A 20192-nucleotide genomic window follows, 5' to 3' on the forward strand; every position below is an offset into this window, starting at 1 on the left:
GGGCTCGCTCACCGCATCCTCCATTCGAAACCGGCGTAGACCGCGCGCCCTTCTCCCGGCAGAAAATTCGCCTGATCCAGACCCTTCGCATCCGCCACGACATTGGTGCTGGAGATCCACTTGCGGTCGGCCAGATTGCGTGCGTCGACGAACCACGACCATTGCGAGGCGATCTTTCCGCCCAGGCGGACGCCGTAGACCGTATACCCGGGCGCCTTGAACGTGTTGGCATGATCGACGTAGTAGTCCTGCGGCGCCCACTCGACGTTGGGCGCGACATAGAAGCGCTCATCCGGCGACCAATGCAAGGAGGCGCGCAACTGCTGCGGCGGCACGCCGGCGAGTTCGTTGTCGCCGTAGACGGCGTCGTGATCGAAGCGGAAATCGTTCCAAAGGTAGTTGGCAGAAATCAGCCAGGCATCGTTCGGCTGCCAGGCCAGGCCCAGCTCCAGCCCCTGGTGCAGCGTGCGATCGGCGTTGACGGTACCCAGGGGATTGCCGTTGCCGTCGGTCAAGGCCAGCAACTCGCCGTCCACGCGGGCACGGTAGAGCGCGGCATCCAGCGAGAATCCATCGAGCTGCATGCGCATACCGATCTCGGCCGTGGTCGCACGCTGCTTGTCGACCTGGGTGACATTGGGACCACCGGACAGCTCGCCGAAGCTGGGCGGCTCCAGGCTGCGACTGATATTGGCGAACAACTGCGTGCCGCTGTCGACCAGATAGCGCATCCCTAGTTTGGGGCTGACGCCGGAGTAGGAGACATCGAAGCTCTCGTCGCGGCCGGCGGTGATGAATAAGTCGCGCGAGCGCCGGGTCGAGTGCAGACCTTGGGCCCCCAGTGCGAGGATCCACCGCTCGGTCAGCCAGGTCTGGTTTTCCAGGTAGGCCTTGGTATTGCTTGCGCGCTGGTCGAACTTGTTGCTGCGTGCGCCTGCGCGGCCGGCGATGTTGGCGAAACGATCGTCGTCCGTATCGCCCTGCGCAAAGGCCAGACCCGCCACGAACAGGTTCTTATGGTCGCCGAGCCTGCCTTCGCTGCGCCAGCGCAGATCGACGCCCGCGTCCCGGGTGGACTGCTCAAGCACCTGGAAGATCGGGTGGTGCAGCGATTTGTCGGCGTAGTAGGCCGACACGGTCAGCGACTGCGTTTGCGAAGGCGTCCACGCCAATTTGCCGGCGATGCGGTCCAGGCGGAAGTCGCGACGCTGGTCCAGGGCGAGACTGCCGGCCGCGGCAGCACGCGGATCGTCTTTGGCCCGGGCCAAGGTCAGGTTGCCGGGCAACTCCGAGCGCGTATCGACATGCGTGAGATAGACGCGCCCATCCAGCGTATCGCCGAAGCGGTAGCCGGCGTTGCCGAACAGACGGTAGTTCTCCTGGCTGGCATGGTCGCGGTAGCCGTCCTGGTTGAGGCCGGTGAGGCTCAGATAGCCGTCGGCCCGGTCCGTGCTTGCGGCCAACGCCAGCTGCCCGCGCATATAGCCGAAGCTGCCGCCTTCGAGGCGCACGTCGGCCGGCGCCGCGTCGTAGCCGGTCGGCGCGACGAAGTTGATCGCGCCGCCGAGCGTGGCCGCGCCGTATTCCAGCGCATTGGCGCCGCGGTAGACCTCGATGTATCGGGCTGCCAAGGGTTCGACCGCCTGGAAGTCGAAGCCGCCGTCGGCGAGATTCAAGGGGCTGCCGTCCTGCAGTAGCTCGATGCCGCGGCCGTGGAAAGTGCGCTGCAGGCCGGAGCCGCGAATCGACAGTCGCCCCTCCTCTGCGCCGAAGCGCGATTGGATGAATATGCCGGGGGCATAACCGAGCGCGTCGGTCAGGGTACTGACGCGGCCGCCGCGGTAGGACTCGCCGTCGACCAATGCGGTCGCGCCGGCGCGCTGATCCAGGCGCTGCTTCGCCTGCTGAAGACTGTCGACGGTGGCGACATCGGCACGCCGACCGTGCACCTCGACCTTGTCCAGCGTGGTCGCCGGGTCGTTGCGCGGATCGGATGGGGGCGCAGCCTGCGCCGGGCACAGGGGAACGATGACCGCGGCAACGGCCACGGCCAAACGCGACGCTCGCGGCGCCGCGAAGCGAAACTTCGACATTGAATAGCTCCAAAAAGCACAAGACGCGCAGCTAAGCCGCGCGGGGTCGAATCACGACTTGTGTTTCAGAGCGCGAGCGGCGGTCCTCGGGAACCCAGGCCGCAGGGGTGCACCTGCCTGCGCCGCGCAAGCATCGGCCGCAACGGAACAAAGGCGTTGCCGGCGAAGGGAAACGCGAATGCCAGCCACAACGCCAGGACCATGACGGCCGCCAGCAACGGGCAGTAGTCGCAGTCCATGCCCGGATGCGAATCCGGTTGGGACGGTTTCGGAACGGAGGACTGATCAGCGATGCCGCCCTGGGACAGGTCGACATACTTCAGCCCGGTCATGGTGCAGATGGCCGCCCAGTACGCGCCCACACCTTCGGTTCGCTGTTCCGCCAACCGCCCCAAGGTCGGCACCAAGGCCAGCAGCAGCACGGCGACTAGCGCCATGCGGGCCATGAGGCGATGGAAGGCAGGGAGGCGGAGCATCCCGATAGTCTAAGGCTAGGGACGGCGGAATCGAATACCGGCACGGAGTCGAAGGACTCCGTGCTGTGTGTCGGATACCGCCTGAGGAGAAATCCGACAGCACGCGCGCGCCGCAGCTGCGCCCACAAGTCGACCTCGCGACCGGAGGTCGATTGCGAACGATAGGGTTCAGGCGGCCAAGCTCACCTCAGCACCCGCTGCACGTCGACGATCTCCACACCCAGCATCTGCCCGAGCAGGGTGTCGAACCACGGCTTGTGCATGCTGCCTACGATCGACAGCACTCGCGCACCGGGACGCTCGCGAAAGGTTTCGCGGATATTGGCCACCATACGCTGGTTGCGGATCTCCCAGCCGGCGACGTAAAGCTGACCGTAACGTTGCGGCGAGGGGTCGCGCAGCGCCGCGGCGAAATCGCTTTCCATGGCGATGCGCATCACTTCGGGGCGGTTGATGTAGCGGTAGAGACCCAGCATATCGCCGGCCTTGATCAGCTCGGCCTCGTGATCGCGGATGGGCTGCGCCTTCGGCGCGGCCTTGCCCCAAGCCTCCTGTACCGCCTTGCCGAAGGCCTCGCTGTCGGGCAGGTCGACGTTGTCGCCGGTATGGTCGTCGACTGCGTACACGCGCTGGAGGCCCAGTCGTGCTGCCAGGCGTGCGGCGATCACGGTGTCCTCGTTGTTGCCGCGCATGGACTTCTCGAGCATGGCCACCAGCGTGGCGTCCAGGCCGTCACCGGCGCGACGCTCGTCCTGCGGCAGCTGCAGCCACTGCACCAGGGCCGATGCGCTGTCGTTGGCCGCCATGAACAACGCCGCCAGGCGCCTGCGCTGCGAGGGTGCGGGCGCCGCGGGCCAGGCCTTCAGCGTTTTGCGCACCTCGCCGATCGCCGCCGGAACATCCAGCCCGGTCGCGGCCTTAGCCGCGTCGGTCTTGCGACAGTACGGCCCCAGGCCTTCCGAGCCGTAGACCGTGGGATGCCGCGCGGCCAGATCGCATTGCTCGCCGGAGATCGCCTCGATGGTGATGATGTCGGGCTTGAACGCGGCCAGCCGGTCGACCACCGGATCCAGCGTGTCTTGCTTGAAGCCATCGGGCAGTTGACTCAGATGCACCGAGCCCAGCACCAGCACCTGCGAAGTCGGCCCCACCATGTCCTTGTCGAGCGTGGACGTGTCCGCTTGCGTCGCTCCCGCCGCAGCAGGACCGGCCATACCGAACAGCAATCCCCACGTCACCAGTGCCTTTCGCAAAGTCCTGCTCCTTTAGCATCCGTTGTAATCGCGAACGCAGAGGCTAGCGCTGCGCCGGCTGGCCTTCCAGTGCGCCTGTTCCTGGAATCTCCGTTTTGCGATGCGGATCTATTGCGCGCGGCCAGGCGGCAGCGGCTGGTAGAGCGCCGCGATCTTGGGGATCAGGTTTTCCGGATTCGACCCGACGAGGTTGGTCAGCACCACGATGGCCAGGCCCTCGTCCGGATAGATCACGAAAGCGGCGCGGGCACCGCCGATGCCGGCGACCTGGCGACGGGGAGACGTCGCCAATACCGGCCATCCCGCCGACCAGGCCCCGTCGGTGCCGTCGTTCAACTTCTCCGGCGTCCACATGCTGCGGACGCTGGCCGCGCCGATCAGCCGGTCGCTGGACAGCGCGACGATCCAACGCGCCAGTTCGTCCGCGGTGGTCTGCAGGCCGCCGCCCGCCCAGAGACTGTAGGGCATGTCGTAGATCCAGTGGGTCAGACGGTTGCCGTCGTCCGCCGCAAGGCTGCCGCGCGGGAAGTAGCTGTACATGGTCGCGGCATTGGGAACGAGGTCGTAACTGGCGCCGAAGGTCGTTTTGCGCATGCCCGCAACCGCGAACTGCTGCTGCGCGAGATAGCGCTCGTACGGCATCCTGGTTTGCTTGACGATGATCTGCGACAACAGTCCGTAGTTGGTCTGGTTGTAGGCGTATCGCGTACCGATGGGCGCTTCCATGGGCAGCGCCTTCACCGCCTTCCATGCATCGGCTTCGGTGCCGCCGCCGATCACGCCCTGCTGATCGGCGATGTCGGGCAGGCCGGAGGTATGCCCAAGCAGCTGACGGACGCGGATGCTGCGCCAGGCCTCGGGCAAGTCGTCCAGGTAGCGCGAGATCGGGGCATCTAGATCCACCTGCCCCGCTTCTGCCAGCTGCATCATGGCCACACCGGTAAACGGCTTGGTCGCGGAGTTGATCGGGAACAAGGTGTCGCGGGTGGCCGGCACGCGGTTCTCGACGTTGGCCAGGCCATAGCTTTCGGACAGCACCACCCGATCGCCTTTGACGACCGCGACCTGCAGGCCCGGGATGCGCTGATCCTTCATCGCCTGCTGTACCAATCGCCGGGTGCGTTCGTTGGCGTCGTCCAGAGTGTTGGCCGCGGCCCCCAGCCCGGTTAGCGACCACAGAGCGGCGACGATGATCGCGGTGACACGGTGCTTTCCGAACAGCATTGGGCTTCCTCAGGCGACCGCCGATGGCGGGGTGGTGAACGTTTGCGCCGCGCGCAGTGTCGTGCGCGGCGGACCTGACACTGGGACGCACGACGAGGTCATATGGTTTAAACCGGTAGGGAGAAATCGGCTCAGCGCTTCGTCCGGCTCCGTCGGGGGCCGGCACGCGGGAGCCGAGACGGCTTGCGCCGTGTTCGCCTACGCGCCGACCAGGGCGGAGACCGTCTCTCTGAGCCAGCGCTGCCCGCCGTGTCCGTGATTGCGCTCGTGCCACACCATCACGATGCCGAAGCCCTCCACCGGGAAGGGGCAGCTGGCCACGGTCAGTTTGTCGCTGCGGTCGCGCACCAGGCGCTCAGGGACCAAGGCGACGAAGTCCGACTGGGCCACGAGTTCCGGCACAAACAGGAACGAAGCCGCGGACAACACCACATTGCGGCGATGCCCGAGCGCGGCCAGCGCGTTGTCCACCGGCGTGGTGAATCCGCCGCCGCGCGGCGACACGATCACGTGCTCCAGCGCGGCGAACTGCTCGACCGTGAGCTTCTTGCGCAGGCGGGGATGATCGCGGCGCCCGATCAATACGTAGCGTTCTTCGAACAAAGGCCTGGCACGTAGCGCCGGCGGTGCGGTTTCGGGCGTCATGAACGCCAGATCGACTTCGCCGCGCGCCATCTGCGCTTCCAGTTGCGTCGCATCGAGCGTGCGCAGCGCCACGCGCATGCCGGGCGCGCCGATCCTGAGCTGCTTGATGAGCGGCCTGACCACCGCCGTCTGCAGGTAGTCCGTGCAGGCGATGGCGACGATCAATCGGGCCTTGGCCGGATCGAAGCTGCTGTGCGTGGCGACCGTGGCGCGCACCTGATCCAGCGCCAGGCGCAAGGGATCGAGCAGGTCGGCGGCCTTGGCGGTCGGGATCATCCCGCGCTGCACCGGAATCAGCAGCGGGTCGTCGAACATGTCGCGCAGCCGACTCAACTGGGCGCTGACAGCGGGCTGGCTCAGGTGCAAACGGGCGGCCGCCCTGGTCACGTTCTGCTCGACCAGCAAGGCCTCCAAGGTGACCAGCAGATTGAGGTCGAGGCGCTTGCTATCCATCGGATGGATGGTAGCGGAAAGATCTCGCAATTTCACAGATAGCTCGGCCGCACCGAGACTTGCTCCATCGCCCCGGCCCGGAGCCTGGGTGCATCGATATGGAGCGAAAGCCATGAAGAAGATCCTGATCGTCCATGCCCACCCCGAGCCGGCGTCCTTGAACCGGCAACTCGTCGACGCGGCCGTCCAGACGCTGCAGGAGCAGGGACACGAGGTCCTGACGTCCGACCTGTACGGCATGCGCTGGAAGGCGGTGTTCGACGAGGACGACTTCCCCAGCCGCGCCGATCCGGATCGCCTGCATTTCGTGCGCGAGTCCGGGCATGCCTATGCCAACGGACGCCAGACCTCCGACGTCGCCGCCGAGCAGGAGAAAGTGCTGGCCGCCGACGCCGTCATCCTGCAGTTTCCGCTGTGGTGGTTCGGCATGCCCGCCATCCTCAAGGGCTGGGTGGATCGGGTCTGGGCCTATGGTCTGGCATACGGCTACCAGGGCGCCGGCAACCGATACCGTTACGGCGACGGCGCTTTCAAAGGCAAGCGCGCGATGCTGTCGGTGACGGTCGGCGGGCCGGCTGCCGACTATTCGCCGCGCGGCATCAACGGGCCGCTGGAGCAACTGCTGTTTCCGATCACGCACGGGACCTTGTTCTTTCCCGGCATGGACGTGCTGCCTACGCATGCCGTCTATGGCACCGGGCAGATCGACGAGGAGGCCGTGGCGGCGGCGAAGGCGGCATGGCGCTCGCGCCTGGAGCGCTTGTTCGAGGAGGCGCCGATCCCGTTCCGGCGCCAGAACGGCGGGGACTATCCGGACCGCCACGTACTGGCGAGCGATGTCGCTGCCGGCCAGACCGGGCTGCTGGCGCATGTGGCGGACAGGCGGACCGCGCCGCATGCTCTGGAGGAAGCCTGAAGTCGCGATGCTGGCGGGCCGAAGGCCGCAGGTTCTGAGTTCGCGCGCTCGGATTGCGCACTCAGATCGCGCGCCTGGGCGCATCAAGCCAGCGGATTGAGCTGCGCCTGCAACTGCGCGAATTCCTGCACCACGAAATCCACCAAGGCGCGGATGCGCGGAGTGTCGCGCATATCCGAATGAAAGCCGACGCGCACCGCGCGCACGGGCATGGGCTGCGGCAGCGCCACACGATGCAAGTCCGCATCCCGCTCGCCCATGAAGCAAGGCAGCACGGCCATGGCGGCGCCGCCGCGCACGGCAGCGAGATGCGCGCGCAGGCCATTGGCGTGCAGCACGGTACGCGCACGGTGCGCCAGGACCGGCAACCAGGCCTCGTGCGGCACCTCGCCTGCGGCACGATCCAGCAGCACCAGCCGGTGGCCGCTGAAACCGTCGGCGGCCTCGGGGCGGCCGTGGCGTTCGATATAGCTCGCCGACGCGTACAGCGCGTAGGCGACGTCGCCGATGCGGCGCTCGACCAGGTTCTCCTGCGCGAACGAGCCGAAGCGGAAGGCCAAGTCGGCTTCGCGCCGCGCCAGGTTGAACACCTTGGTGTCGTTGACCAGTTCGATCAGCAGGCCGGGATGCGAGGCGCCGAAGCGCGCGAGCATCGGCGCGATCACCTCGTCGCCTAGCCAATCCAGGCTGGTCACCAGGATCTCTCCGCTCAGGCCGGTATCGCGCGCGGCGACCTGCCGCTGCACCGACAGCGCGCCGGCGTCCATCTGCTCCAGGCCGTCGATCAGCGACTGGCCCAGCGCGGTGAGCCGCAGCCCGCCGGCGTCGCGGTCGAACAGCTTCGCGTCCAGCCGCCGTTCCAAGCCGTCCAGGCGCCGGCTCACGGTGGGCTGGGTCGTGCCCAGCGCGCGCGCCGCAGCGCTGAGGGTTCCATTGCGGGCGATAGCCAGCACCACTTTCAGATCATCCCAATCCATCGTCGTCGGCCCGAGCCTGTCCCATGCGTTTTTGAATGACCGGCATGCCAAATCGATGACTGCATTCGCTGGCAGCGCTTCCTAGACTGTCACGCAGTTCCGCAGGCGGACAAGTCTCCGCTCACGGCCACGTCGGGGCAGCATTCTGGTTTCGGGAATCGAGGCATGCTCAAGATCGACCACCTGATCCTCCGCGTCAGCGATGCGAAAGCGTCGGTGCGGTTCTATCGGCGAGTGCTCGACCTCGCGTACGAAGGCGAGGCCGGCCCGTTCCAGGTGCTGCGCATCAACGACGACTGCGTGCTCGACCTGCTGTCCGAGCCGCCGAAAGACCCGGTCCACCTCGCCTTCCATCTGGATCGCGACGCCTTTGAGGCCGTACGCGACCGGCTGCGGGCGATGGAGGTCGCGTTCGGCGGCGATCCTTTCGTTCGCGACGGTCGCTCTGCCCAGCAGTACGGCGCCCGTGGTTGGGCGGAGGCGCTGTACTTCTTCGATCCCGATCGACATAACATCGAGGTACGCACTCATGATCGACGCTGACGCTCCGACCGCTGCCACGCTTGCCGGTCCGTCCACGCATCCCGACCTGCGCGGCAAGGTGGCCGTGGTCACCGGCGGTTCGCGCGGCATCGGCGCGGCCACCTGCCTGGCGCTGGCACGCAGCGGCGTGCGGCTGGCGATCAACGGCCGCGACCCTGCCGCCGTGCAGGCGAGCGTCGCGGCCGTGCAGGCCGCCGGCGGCGAGGCGATCGGCGTGGAAGCCGACTGCTCGGATCTCGCCCAGGTTCAGCGCATGCAGGCTCGCGTCGAAAGCCATTTCGGCGCACCGGACTTCGTACTCGCCTTCGCCGGAGGCGGCACGGGCCGGCCGGTCCCGGTACAGGACATCAGCGAACAGGACTGGCGTTCCAGCCTGGACAACAACCTCACCTCGACCTTCTTCACCATCAAATGCTTTCTGCCCGGCATGTTGGCGCGCGGCAGCGGCGGGATTCTGACCATGGCCTCCGCCGGCGCCCGCGTCGCATCGGGTGCGCCCGCGGGCTACGGCGCGGCCAAGGCCGGCGTCATCATGCTGAGCCGCCACCTGGCGCAGGAAGTCGGCCCGCAGGGCTTGCGCGTCAACTGCATTTCGCCGTCGGCGGTACTGACCGAACGCACGCGCGCCGCGCTTACGCCGGAGCGGCAGGCGCGGATGCTGGAAGGTTTCCCGCTCGGGCGGCTGGGCACGCCGGACGACGTGGCCGCGGCATCGCTGTTCCTGCTCAGCGATGCTTCGGCCTGGATCACGGGGGTGGTGCTGGACGTAGCGGGCGGCCGGGTCATGGTCTGAGCCGGTATCTAGTCGCCGGCACGCCGTAGTCACTGGACGAGCGAGACCGCCTCACCGCCGGCAACAGGCTCCGACAGTCGGCGCAGCTTTACGGCGTGGAGAACGGCTCGGCCTCGTACGCGCGATGCAGCAATTCCAGAAAGCGCGGAGCCTCGGGCCAGGACAGATCGTCGATCCGATGCACGGCCACGCCCGGCGTCCAGGAGTTCATCACCGCAGCGCCCGCGAGGCCCGGCAGGTCTGCGCGCGTCAGCTCCTGCATGCGCTGCGCGACGCCGAGACGCTCCAGCTGACGGCGGACGATGCCCATGGTGGTCCCGCCCAGCATCTCGGCCATGGGCCATACCACCGCCTCGCCGTCCCAGAAGGCCAGGTTCCAGATCGAAGCCTCGCTGAGCCGGCCGCGCCTATCGACGAAGGCCGCGTCGTCGTAGCCCTGCGCCACCGCCTGACGCAGAAAATAGGTCTTGGCGACCTCGCCGACGTGCTTCAACGCCGGCAGCATGCGCTCGTGTTCGACCGTCATCAGCGCCAACGGGCCTTTCGGACCCGATGCGGCCGCGCCGGCGCGGACCAGCATCGCGGGCTCCACCTCCGTGCCGGCCACGGTGAACTCGCCCGCAGGCGAGTACACGGTAGCGATCAAGGAGAGATCGGACGGGCCGCCGGCGAGCGCCGAACGCAAATACGAGCGCACGCGATCGTCGGGCAAGGCGCGCCCGAACAGTGCCATCGAGGCATGCCGCAACCGATCCAGATGCAGATCCAGGCCGCGCACCCGGCCGCCGCGTACCTGCATCGCGGTGAAGTGCGCGTAGCCGGCGAAGGCGAGTGGCGCCAAATCTTCGGCGCCGGCCGCGCGGCCGTTACGTTGAACCACGGCAGATGCCGAATGTCTGGACATGTATTCGCTCCAAGAAGTTCGAGCCGAGCAGCAGCGTCGCCGCGCTCCTGCCTGGAGTTTGTCTGCGCCGCACTATCCGCCGTTGACCGAGGCTTGGGAAACGAGTAATTCTCGTCGGATCATCAAATGCGATTTGAAGATCGATGAGCCGCATGCTGCCCGGAACGCGGGCGCTTCGAACCTTCGAGGCGGCCGCGCGCCACTTGAATTTCAGCCGCGCGGCCGAGGAGTTGGGACTGACGCCGGCCGCGGTCAGCCACCAGATCAAGGACATCGAGGACCAGCTCGGCCTGACGCTGTTCGTCCGCAGCAGCCGCCGCATCCAGCTCACTCCGGCCGGCACGGTGCTGCTCGAAGGCACTGCCGCCGCGCTCGACAGTCTGCAGGCTGCGGTCGCCCGCGCCCGTCGCACGGCTCGGGGCGAGACGCGCCTGCACGTCTCGCTGAGCGCACGCCTGGCGACCAACTGGCTGCTGCCGCGCTTGCCGCGGTTCCAGGCCGCGCATCCGGACCTGGAGCTGAGCTTCGACGTCAGCGATGAGCTGCGCGATTTCGCTACCGACGATGTCGATGCCGCGATCCGTTTCGGCACCGGCCGGTACCCGCGCACGCGATCGGATCGTCTGTTCGATACCACGATCGTCGCGGTGTGCAGCCCGAAGCTGCTCGAATCCGGCGCGCCGCTGCGGGAACCACGCGATCTGCTGCAGCACCGGCTGTACTACGTGGACTGGAAGGCCGGCAACATGGTCTGGCCGAACTGGCGCATGTGGATGAGCGCGGCCGGCATCGATGGGTTCGACGACAGCCGTTGCGTGGGCTTCTCCGATTCCAGCCATGTGGTGCAGGCCGTGATCGACGGCGGCGGTGTCGGCCTGGCCGATCTGGACATGATCGGCAACGACCTCGCCCAGGGAAGGCTGGCGCGCTTGTTCGATATCGGCGTGAACGTGGCGCCGGACTACGCCTATCACCTGGTCTACCCGGAGAGCAGCCGCGACGACCCGCGCGTGCTCGCGTTTCGCGAATGGTTGCTGGGCGAAGCCGCGCTGGCGGCGGGCGGACCTGCCGTTACAGACCGATGAAACCCTGCAGCAAACGCCAGCCTACCGCTGCGCCGACGCACCACAGCACCGCCCAGATCGCCGAGCGCTTCAGTACCGTCACCAACACCAGTCCCAGCGCGACGATGGCCGCATCCGCGAGGCTCTTCACCCCTTCGCGCCAGACCGGGTCGTACAGCGCCGCCGCCAGCACGCCGACGACCGCTGCATTGATCCCCGCCACCGCCCGCGCCGCCCACGGTCGCCGCACCAGCAGCGTCCACAGCGGCAGGGCCGCGATCAGCAGCAGGAAACCCGGCAGGAAAATGCAGAGCAGCGCCACCGTCGCCGCCAGTACCGGCGTAACGCCGAGATCGACGCTCGCTCCCAGGTAGGCGGCCAGAGAGAACATCGGCCCGGGCACGGCCTGCGCGGCGCCGTAGCCTGCGAGGAAGGCGTCGGCGCCGAGCCAGCCCGGGGCGACGAGTTGGTCCTGCAACAGCGGCAGCACCACGTGCCCGCCGCCGAATACCAGGCTGCCGGACTGATAGAACGCCGCGGCCAGTCCGGCCAGGGACGGCGCAGCGCGCGGCAGTGCAAGCGCGGCCGCCAGGCCCAGCAGGAACAGCGCCATGCAGACGACGGCGAGGCGACGGCCGTACGGAATCGAGAATGCGGCCGCGCCGTGGATCGCGGCGGGACGGCACAGCCATAGGCCGATCGCGCCGCCGGCCAGGATCGCGAGCAACTGCCACCACGCGCTGCCGGCGGTCAGCACCAACGCACAGGCACCGGCGGCGATGCACAAACGGCGCAGGTCCGGCGTCAGCGTGCGCGCCATGCCCCACAGACCGTGCGTCACGATCACCACGGCGACCAACTTGAGGCCGTGCAACCAGGCCAGGCCGGCAGGATGACCGAACGCGCGCGGCGCATAGACGGCAAAGCCGAACATGAGCAGCGCCGACGGCAGGGTGAAGCCCATAAACGCAGCCAGCGCGCCGCGCCAGCCGGCGCGGAACAGGCCGATGGCGAAACCCATCTGGCTGCTCGCCGGCCCCGGCAGGAATTGGCACACAGACAGCAACTGCGCGAAGGACGCGTCGTCGAGCCAACCGCGGCGACGCACGAACTCGTCGCGGAAGTAGCCCAGATGGGCGATCGGCCCGCCGAACGAACTCAGGCCCAGGCGCAGAAACAGCGCGAAGACCTCCCAGGCGCTGCCGCGGGCGACCCTCACAGCCTGCGTATCGGTGTCGGACAAGAACCGCTCCTGCTGGATCGCACCACGCTATCCCCGGATTGTTTCAGGTCGGACCGGGCGCCCGCCATGCCGGAATTCGAGGCCGCGGCGGCGCTCAGCCCTCCGTGTCGGCAGAAGCCGGAGCGAACCGCCCGGCGATGGAGCGGTTTTGCACGCGATTCGCCGTTCCGCAACGCAACTAACCGGTCGCCAGCACGCCCGCGGCCACCGCCACCAGAGCGCCGGACACGCCTTCCACCCAGCGACGCCGCCCATCGCTTGCGCGACCGGCGCGGCGACCGCCGTAGGCCAGCACCAGACTCAAACCGGTGTAGACCAGGCCGCACAGCACGATGAAGATCGCCGACAGCACGATCGCCTGTAGCGCAGCCGGCGCATCGGGGCGCATGAACTGCGGCAGAATCGCGAAGTAGATCATCATGCCCTTGGGGTTGAGCGCGGCGGTCAGGAAGCCGCGCCGGAACGGCGCGCCCTGCGTGCCGGTTCGCAGATCGACCGAACCGGCCTTCATCGCCGAACGCAGCAATCGCAGGGCCAGGTAGGCGAGGTAGCCGACGCCGATCCAGCGCAGCGCTTCGAACAACAAAGGCGACGCGGCGATGATCGCCGCCAGCCCCAGGGCCACCAACAGGGAATGCACGACATAGCCGGCGCAGACACCGGCGGTGGCGCGCAGGCCTGCCGCCGCGCCGGCGTTGATGGCCTGGGAAGCGATGAACAGCATGTCCGGCCCCGGGGTACAGATCAGCGGCAGCACGGTGGCGGCGAACAGCAGCGCAGTGGTCGATTCCATGACGGACAGCGTACGTCACGAGCGGCGCTATCGGGTTGCTAATATTGCCGTAAATTCTGATAAATTGGCATGTAAAGCTAATTTTCTACCAAACAAGGCGCATCAATGCCAATCAAGCTGGACGAGATCGATCGCCGCATCCTGCGCGCCCTGCAGCGCGACGGCCGCCTGCAGAACACCGAGCTGGCGCAGGAAGTCGGGCTGTCGCCTTCGCCCTGCCTGAGGCGGGTGCGGCTCCTGGAGGAAGCCGGGGTGATCGAGCGCTACGTCGCCGTGCTCGATGCCGCCCAGATCGGCATCGGCATGACCCTGTTCACGCGCGTATGGCTGACCGCGCAGGACGCGGACACGATCGAGCACTTCATCGAGGCGATGAAGCGGCTGCCGCAAATAGTGGAGTGCTACATCATGCTCGGCGAGAGCGACGCGCTGCTGCGCGTGGTGGTGCAGGACCTGGACGACTACCGGCGCTTCCAGACCCAGCACCTGACCCGCGCCAACGGCATCCAGAACGTCAAGACCGACCTGCCCAGCCAGATCGTGAAGCAGAGCTACGCCCTGCCGGTGTAGCTGCGCCACAGAGCGATGTCGCATTGCGCCCCGGGCCGCGGTACGCCGTGAAGCCGCCCTCACGGCGCATATGGACTGCCTATATCTAATGTCCACAAGCAGTGCACACAGCCGTCCGCGGACCGGCGATAGTTTTTCATGAAACAGTTGACAGCCCCGATCGAGCATGTTTTTCTCGACCTCATGACGCAGCGCAACAACCACCCGCAGACCACGCTCAAGGCCGCCACCGCCTCGAACGACGTCGCGCGCGTTGCGCTCCGACTCGCTCCAGCGATCGCCACGTCCATTCTCGTCCTCGTACTTATTACCGGGCTTACCAGCGCGGGAGTCGGGTTCGTGTAGCAAAACACACAGCCCCAAGGTCGAAAGAACCTGAACCCCGCGCCCAAAAGGCGCGGGGTTTTTCGTTTTCAGGCCCTGGGGTTCGAAAGAACGCTGCCGTTGCGCCATGGACGGCAGCCATGAATTCAAACCGCAAGCTCAAGGAACGCGTTTCAGTGAGAAGCAACGCCATCAAGCAAGGCCCGGCCCGAGCCCCCGCACGCGCGATGCTGCGCGCGACCGGTCTCGACGACGCGGCCATCGCCAGACCGCTGGTCGCCGTGGTCCACACCTGGTCCGACGTTTCGCCATGCAACATCACCCTGCGCGATCTGGCCCAGCACGTGCGCCGCGGCGTGACCGAGAACGGCGGCACGCCGATCGAGTTCAACACCATCGCCGTCACCGACGGCATCGCCATGGGCACCGACGGCATGCGCGCTTCGCTGGCCTCGCGCGAAACCATCGCCGATTCGATCGAGCTGGCGGTGTCCGGGCATTGCCTGGACGCGATGGTGCTGCTGGTCGGCTGCGACAAGACCATTCCGGCCGCGGCGATGGCGGCGGCGCGCCTGGATATCCCGACCGTGATCCTCTACGGCGGCACGATCATGCCGGGCCATTGCCCGTCCAAGAAAGGCGCGGCCGACGACAAGCCGCTGACCGTGCAGGACGTGTTCGAAGCGGTCGGCGCGCACTCGGCCGGGCGCATCGACGACGCCGAACTGCACCGCATCGAATCCCACGCCTGCCCCGGCGCCGGCGCCTGCGGCGGCCAGTTCACCGCCAACACCATGGCGATGGTGCTGACCTTCCTGGGCCTGTCGCCGCTGGGCTTGAACGACATCCCCGCGATCCACGCCGACAAGCCCGAGGCCGCGCGCACCTGCGGCGAGTTGGTCATGCAGCAGTTGCGAAAGGGCGGACCGAGGCCGCGCGCGCTCCTCTCCCCGGCCGCGCTGCGCAATGCCGCGCGCGCGGTCTCGGCCACCGCCGGCTCGACCAATGCCGCCCTGCATCTGCTGGCGATCGCGCACGAAGCCGGCGTGGCGTTCGACCTGGAGGAATTCGAAGCCGCCGCGCACACGCCGGTGATCGCCGACCTGAAACCGGGCGGCCGCTACACCGCCGCGGAGATGTACCAATTCGGCGGAGCGGCACTGGTGGCGCGCGAACTCAAGGCGGCCGGTTTGATCGAGGACATTCCCACGGTCACCGGCCGTTCCTTTTTCCACGAACTGGCCGACGCGGTCATGGCCGACGAACAGGACGTGGTGCGTCCGGTCGCCGATCCGATCAAGCCGCGCGGCGGCTACTCGGTGCTGTACGGCGACCTCGCGCCGGAGGGCTGCATCCTCAAGCTCGCCGGCCACGGCCGCGAGCATTTCGAAGGCCCGGCGCGCGTGTTCGACTCCGAAGAAGACGCGTTCGCCGCCGTGCAGTCGCGCCAGGTGCGCGCCGGCGACGTGGTGGTGATCCGCTTCGAAGGTCCCGCCGGCGGCCCCGGCATGCGCGAAATGCTGGCGGTGACCGCAGCCCTGGTCGGCCAGGGCCTGAGCAACGACGTCGCCCTGATCACCGACGGCCGCTTCAGCGGTGCCACCCACGGTTTCATGGTCGGCCACATCTCGCCGGAAGCCGCGCACGGCGGCCCGATCGCGCGTCTGCGCGAGGGCGATCTGGTCAGCATCGACGTGCGCACGCGGCGTTTGAACGTCGCCGCCGACCTGGCCGCGCGCGAACCCGCACGCATCGCCGCGCGCGTGACCACGGGCGTGCTCGCCAAGTACGCGCGGCTGGTCGGCTCGGCCTCGCAGGGCGCGGTTACCGCGCCGGGGCCGCTGCAGTCGCCGCCAGCTCGAACGATTACCGCCGCACTCATCGCCACACCCGCTACCGAACCCGCCTGATCCACCTCTTCCCATCGCTCGCTCCTCCATTCCCGAGACCACAGACATGACCGCTACGACCTTCCGCCCCAAGATCGCCATCGTCGGCTACGGCAGCCAGGGCCGCGCACACGCGCTGAACCTGCGCGACTCCGGTTTCGATGTCACCGTCGGCCTGCGCCCGGGCGGCCCGACCGAGATCAAGGCCAAGGCCGACGGCTTCACCGTCAAGTCGCCCGCCGAGGCCGTCGCCGGCGCCGAACTGGTCGCGGTGCTGACCCCGGACATGGTCCAGGCCCAGCTCTACCGCGACGTGATCGAACCCAACATCGCCCAGGGCGCCTGCCTGCTGTTCGCGCACGGCTTCAACGTCCACTACGCCCAGATCGCGCCGCGCGCGGACCTCGATGTCGTACTGGTCGCGCCCAAGGGCCCGGGCGCGCTGGTGCGACGCGAGTACGAGATCGGCCGCGGCGTGCCCAGCGTCTACGCCGTGCATCAGGACCGCAGCGGCCGCGCCGAAGAATTCGCCCTGACCTACTGCGCCGGCATCGGCGGCGCGCGTCAGAACGCGATCAAGACCACCTTCAAGGAAGAGACCGAGACGGATCTGTTCGGCGAGCAGGCGGTGCTGTGCGGCGGCGCGACCAAACTGGTCCAGGCCGGCTGGGAAACCCTGGTCGAAGCCGGCTACCAGCCCGAGGTCGCCTACTACGAGTGCCTGCACGAACTGAAGCTGATCGTGGATCTGTTCTACGAAGGCGGCGTGACCCGCATGCACGAGTTCATCAGCGAGACAGCGCAGTACGGCGCGCTGACCCGCGGCCCCTACGTGGTCGACGAGGACACCCGCGCGCAGATGCGGCGCGTGCTCAAGGAAATCCAGGACGGCACCTTCGCCCGCCAGTGGATCGCCGAGTACGCCTCGGGCAACGCGAACTACAAGGCGCTCAAGCAGGCCGACCTGGATCACCCGATCGAAGCCGTCGGCAAGAAGCTGCGCGCCAACATGAAATGGCTGGACACCGCGCCCACCGCGCAGCCGGCCCCCGCCACCCGCGGCGAACGACAGGAAGAGGCTGCCTGATGAACAGTGCCCGCTGGCTGGCGCAAGCGCTGGCCGCAGAAGGCGTGGACACGCTGTTCGGTTATCCGGGCGGCACCATCATGCCTTTCTACGACGCTTTGCACGGGTCGGACCTCAAGCATGTGCTGGTCCGTCACGAGCAAGGCGCCGCTTTCGCTGCCAACGGCTACGCCCGTGCCAGCGGGCGAGTCGGCGTATGCGTGGCGACCTCCGGTCCCGGCGCGTCCAATCTGGTCACCGGCATCGCCGACGCGATGCTGGATTCGGTGCCCATGGTCGCGATCACCGGCCAGGTCCCGACCTCGCTGATGGGCACCGATGCGTTCCAGGAGCTGGACGTGTTCGGCATGACCCTGCCCATCGTCAAGCACAGCTTCCTGGTGCGCCGCGTCGACGATCTGCCGCGCGCGGTCGGCGAAGCGTTCCGTCTGGCGCGCTCCGGGCGCCCGGGTCCGGTGCTGATCGACCTGCCCAAGGACGTGCAGAACGCCGACGCCTCGCACCTGGCCGCGCACCGGCCGCTGCCGACCGACCCGCTGCCGGCCGCGCCGGAGGCGGCGTACCACGAGGCCGCGGCGCTGATCGCGCATGCGCGCAAGCCGCTGGTCTACGGCGGCGGTGGCATCTCCCTGGGCGATGCGGTGGACGCGTTCCGCAGCTTCGTCGAAGGCAGCCAGATCCCGGCGGTGCTGACGCTCAAGGGCCTGGGCGCGCTGCCGGCCGACCATCCGTTGAACCTGGGCATGCTGGGCATGCACGGCAACCGCGCCGCCAACCTGTCGGTGCAGGAATGCGATCTGCTGATCGTGGTCGGCGCGCGTTTCGACGACCGCGCCACCGGCAAGCTGGCGGAGTTCGCGCCGAACGCGCGCGTGGTTCATCTGGACCTGGACCCGGCCGAGATCGGCAAGCTGCGTCACGCCGACGCCGTAGTCAACGGCGACCTGCGCCGCTCGCTGGAGGCACTGACGCCGGCCTGCGCCGCGCAGACGAAAGGCCGCAACGGCGGCGCGCGCAGCAGCTGGCGCGACACCTGCCTGCAGCGCAAGCGCGAGTGCGCGCCGCGCTACGACGCGCCGGGCGAGACCGTGTACGCGCCGGCGCTGCTGCGGCGCCTGTCGCAACTGGCGCCGGACGCCGTGGTCACCTGCGATGTCGGCCAGCACCAGATGTGGGTCGCGCAGCACTGGCGCTTCGACGATCCGCGCAAGCACCTGACCAGCGGCGCGCTGGGCGCGATGGGTTTCGGCCTGCCGGCCGCGATCGGCGCGCAGATGCAGGACCCGTCGGCGCGCGTGATCTGCGTCAGCGGCGACGGCTCGTTCCTGATGAACGTGCAGGAGCTGGCGACCGTCGCCCGCTACCGCCTGCCGGTCAAGATCGTGCTGCTCGACAACCAGGCCTTGGGCATGGTGCGGCAGTGGCAGGAGCTGTTCTTCGATCGCCGCTATTCCGAGGTCGACCTGTCCGACAACCCGGACTTCTGCGCGATCGCCGCCGCTTTCGGCGTGGCCGCGTTCCATGTCGAACGCGCCGACGCGGTCGACGAGGCCCTGGCCGCGATGCTGGCCTGCGACGGGCCGGCGCTGCTGCACGTGGCGATCGATCAGGAAGCCAACGTCTGGCCGCTGGTTCCGCCCAACCGCAACAACGCCGAAATGATGGACCCGGAAGCCGACGCGATCGCGGCCGCCGCCTCTCCCACCCCCGCCACCGACAAGGAGGATGCCCATGCGATACCAGCTTGAACTGACCCTGCGCCAGGCCGAAGGCGCGCTGGCTCGCGTATTGGGCGCCGCCGAACGGCGCGGCTTCCGTCCCCTGTCCGTGGACGGCGAAGCGCAACCCGATGGCGACCGCTGGCACCTGCGCATGACCGTGGAAGGCGACCGCGCCGACACCGCCCTGCAGAGCCAGCTCGCCAAGCTCTACGACTGTCTTGCCGTCGAGGTGTCCCCATGCAGTTGAACGTCGAAACCCTGGCCGCGCCCGCCGCGGCCGAGGCCCAGCACGCCTATGCCGGCGCCGCTGCGCGCGAACGCAGCTATGCGCCCGCGCGCAGCGGCGTGCCGCAACCCGCGGGCCAGGCGCTGATCTGGTTCGACGGCGAGTTCGTCGCCGCCGATGCGCCGGAAGCGCCGCTGACCACCCATGCCATGCACTACGGCACCGCGGTGTTCGAGGGCATCCGCAGCTACGCCACCGCCGACGGCGGCGCGGCCGTGTTCCGCCTGCCCGAGCACATGGAACGCATGCGCAAGGGCGCCGAAATGTTCGGCATCGACTTCGATGTCGAACGCGCCAGCGCCGCGACCGTGCAGACCCTGCGCGCCAACGGCCACCGCGACGCCTACATCCGCCCGCTCACCTGGATGGGCACCGGCACGATCGGCCTGGACGTGGATCCGCTGAGCCAGCACCTGATGATCGCGACGATGGCCAAGGTCGTGCATCTGGGCGGCGCGCGCACGCGCCTGACGGTGTCGCCGTGGAAGCGCAACCCGGCGACCTCGCTGCCGGCGCTGAAGCTCAGCGGCGCCTACGTCAATTCGATCCTGGCCAAGCGCGAAGCCAAGCAGCGCGGCTTCGACGAGGCCCTGTTCACCGACGACAAGGGCTATGTGGTCGAGTGCACCGGCGCCAATGTGTTCATGGTCAAGAACGGCGTGATCACGTCCATCGAGCACCGCGATGCGCTGCCGGGCATCACCCGCGACACCATGATCGCGCTGTCCGGCGCGCAGTCGCGCGAGGTGACCCTGCACGAGCTGCTGGATGCGGACGAAGTCTTCGTCTGCGGCACCGCTGCCGAAGCCACGCCGATCGCGGTGCTGGACCGCCGCGAGTTCGGCGACAACCCGCTCACCCGCGAGCTGTCGGCGCAGTACGCGCGCGTGGTGCGCGGCGAAGATCCGCGCCATCGCGCGTGGCTGACGCCGGTCTGA

General features: G+C 68.1%; 20 protein-coding genes. 11 read left to right on the forward strand and 9 right to left on the reverse strand.

The window, feature by feature from the left end; translation table 11 throughout:
• Positions 1 to 8: 8 nt before the first annotated feature.
• The 5 genes from ASE10_RS05390 to ASE10_RS05410 all read right to left on the reverse strand — a co-directional run bounded on the left by ASE10_RS05390 (position 9) and on the right by ASE10_RS05410 (position 6258).
• Positions 9 to 2093: a TonB-dependent receptor gene (locus ASE10_RS05390; RefSeq protein WP_056306392.1), complete on the reverse strand. Its 2085-nt coding sequence runs from the start codon at positions 2091 to 2093 to the stop codon at positions 9 to 11.
• 65 nt (positions 2094 to 2158) lie between these two features.
• Positions 2159 to 2569: a DUF2946 family protein gene (locus ASE10_RS05395; protein ID WP_055902225.1), complete on the reverse strand. Its 411-nt coding sequence runs from the start codon at positions 2567 to 2569 to the stop codon at positions 2159 to 2161.
• A 182-nt stretch (positions 2570 to 2751) separates the two neighbouring features.
• A complete protein-coding gene (locus ASE10_RS05400; protein ID WP_056306393.1) occupies positions 2752 to 3783 on the reverse strand; it encodes a DUF5694 domain-containing protein in 1032 nt (343 codons plus the stop codon).
• Positions 3784 to 3930: 147 nt separating this feature from the next.
• Positions 3931 to 5046, reverse strand: a complete 1116-nt coding sequence (locus tag ASE10_RS05405; RefSeq protein WP_082559627.1) for a serine hydrolase domain-containing protein — start codon at positions 5044 to 5046, stop codon at positions 3931 to 3933.
• Positions 5047 to 5244: 198 nt separating this feature from the next.
• Positions 5245 to 6258: a LysR family transcriptional regulator gene (locus tag ASE10_RS05410; protein WP_235567540.1), complete on the reverse strand. Its 1014-nt coding sequence runs from the start codon at positions 6256 to 6258 to the stop codon at positions 5245 to 5247.
• Between ASE10_RS05410 and ASE10_RS05415 the strand changes: the two genes are divergently transcribed.
• Positions 6257 to 7060 carry an NAD(P)H-dependent oxidoreductase gene (locus ASE10_RS05415; RefSeq protein WP_055902232.1) on the forward strand — a complete coding sequence of 268 codons (804 nt, stop codon included), beginning with the start codon at positions 6257 to 6259 and terminating at the stop codon, positions 7058 to 7060. The genes ASE10_RS05410 and ASE10_RS05415 overlap by 2 nt on opposite strands.
• 83 nt (positions 7061 to 7143) lie before the next feature.
• Here ASE10_RS05415 and ASE10_RS05420 read toward each other — a convergent pair whose 3' ends face one another.
• Positions 7144 to 8037 carry a LysR family transcriptional regulator gene (locus tag ASE10_RS05420; RefSeq protein WP_055902236.1) on the reverse strand — a complete coding sequence of 298 codons (894 nt, stop codon included), beginning with the start codon at positions 8035 to 8037 and terminating at the stop codon, positions 7144 to 7146.
• A gap of 165 nt (positions 8038 to 8202) precedes the next feature.
• Here ASE10_RS05420 and ASE10_RS05425 point away from each other — a divergent pair, with 165 nt between their 5' ends.
• Positions 8203 to 8580: a VOC family protein gene (locus tag ASE10_RS05425; RefSeq protein ID WP_055902239.1), complete on the forward strand. Its 378-nt coding sequence runs from the start codon at positions 8203 to 8205 to the stop codon at positions 8578 to 8580.
• Positions 8567 to 9373 carry an SDR family NAD(P)-dependent oxidoreductase gene (locus ASE10_RS05430; protein WP_055902240.1) on the forward strand — a complete coding sequence of 269 codons (807 nt, stop codon included), beginning with the start codon at positions 8567 to 8569 and terminating at the stop codon, positions 9371 to 9373. Before ASE10_RS05425 ends, ASE10_RS05430 begins: the two co-directional genes overlap by 14 nt.
• Before the next feature lie 88 nt (positions 9374 to 9461).
• On the opposite strand, the gene ASE10_RS05435 is transcribed toward ASE10_RS05430, so the two are convergent.
• A complete protein-coding gene (locus ASE10_RS05435) occupies positions 9462 to 10277 on the reverse strand; it encodes an aminotransferase class IV family protein (RefSeq protein WP_055902243.1) in 816 nt (271 codons plus the stop codon).
• 152 nt (positions 10278 to 10429) lie between these two features.
• On the opposite strand from ASE10_RS05435, the gene gcvA reads away from it, so the two are divergent.
• The gene (gene gcvA / locus ASE10_RS05440) at positions 10430 to 11362 is read left to right on the forward strand and encodes a transcriptional regulator GcvA (protein ID WP_235567541.1); all 933 of its coding nucleotides are present in this window, start codon (positions 10430 to 10432) and stop codon (positions 11360 to 11362) included.
• Here the strand turns inward: gcvA and chrA are convergent.
• Positions 11349 to 12584: a chromate efflux transporter gene (gene chrA, locus ASE10_RS05445; protein WP_082559628.1), complete on the reverse strand. Its 1236-nt coding sequence runs from the start codon at positions 12582 to 12584 to the stop codon at positions 11349 to 11351. The genes gcvA and chrA overlap by 14 nt on opposite strands.
• A gap of 178 nt (positions 12585 to 12762) precedes the next feature.
• Positions 12763 to 13377, reverse strand: coding sequence for a LysE family translocator (locus ASE10_RS05450; protein WP_055902248.1), 615 nt, complete (start codon positions 13375 to 13377; stop codon positions 12763 to 12765).
• A gap of 105 nt (positions 13378 to 13482) precedes the next feature.
• On the opposite strand from ASE10_RS05450, the gene ASE10_RS05455 reads away from it, so the two are divergent.
• From ASE10_RS05455 to ASE10_RS05485, 7 genes are all read left to right on the forward strand, one after another.
• Positions 13483 to 13947, forward strand: coding sequence for an Lrp/AsnC family transcriptional regulator (locus ASE10_RS05455; RefSeq protein ID WP_200944143.1), 465 nt, complete (start codon positions 13483 to 13485; stop codon positions 13945 to 13947).
• A gap of 138 nt (positions 13948 to 14085) precedes the next feature.
• Positions 14086 to 14292, forward strand: coding sequence for a hypothetical protein (locus ASE10_RS05460; RefSeq protein ID WP_055902251.1), 207 nt, complete (start codon positions 14086 to 14088; stop codon positions 14290 to 14292).
• A 119-nt stretch (positions 14293 to 14411) separates the two neighbouring features.
• Positions 14412 to 16181 carry a dihydroxy-acid dehydratase gene (locus ASE10_RS05465; RefSeq protein WP_055902254.1) on the forward strand — a complete coding sequence of 590 codons (1770 nt, stop codon included), beginning with the start codon at positions 14412 to 14414 and terminating at the stop codon, positions 16179 to 16181.
• 46 nt (positions 16182 to 16227) lie between these two features.
• On the forward strand, positions 16228 to 17247 hold the full coding sequence (gene ilvC / locus ASE10_RS05470) for a ketol-acid reductoisomerase (protein ID WP_055902257.1): 1020 nt from the start codon (positions 16228 to 16230) through the stop codon (positions 17245 to 17247).
• Positions 17247 to 18995 (forward strand): acetolactate synthase 2 catalytic subunit, encoded by a 1749-nt coding sequence (ilvG, locus tag ASE10_RS05475; protein ID WP_055902260.1) that lies wholly within the window; start codon positions 17247 to 17249, stop codon positions 18993 to 18995. The genes ilvC and ilvG overlap by 1 nt, the downstream gene beginning before the upstream one ends.
• Positions 18979 to 19215, forward strand: coding sequence for an ACT domain-containing protein (locus ASE10_RS05480; protein WP_036111253.1), 237 nt, complete (start codon positions 18979 to 18981; stop codon positions 19213 to 19215). Before ilvG ends, ASE10_RS05480 begins: the two co-directional genes overlap by 17 nt.
• Positions 19206 to 20192, forward strand: a complete 987-nt coding sequence (locus ASE10_RS05485) for an aminotransferase class IV (protein ID WP_082559630.1) — start codon at positions 19206 to 19208, stop codon at positions 20190 to 20192. Before ASE10_RS05480 ends, ASE10_RS05485 begins: the two co-directional genes overlap by 10 nt.

The organism is Lysobacter sp. Root76 (assembly GCF_001428685.1).
Taxonomy (GTDB): domain Bacteria; phylum Pseudomonadota; class Gammaproteobacteria; order Xanthomonadales; family Xanthomonadaceae; genus Lysobacter.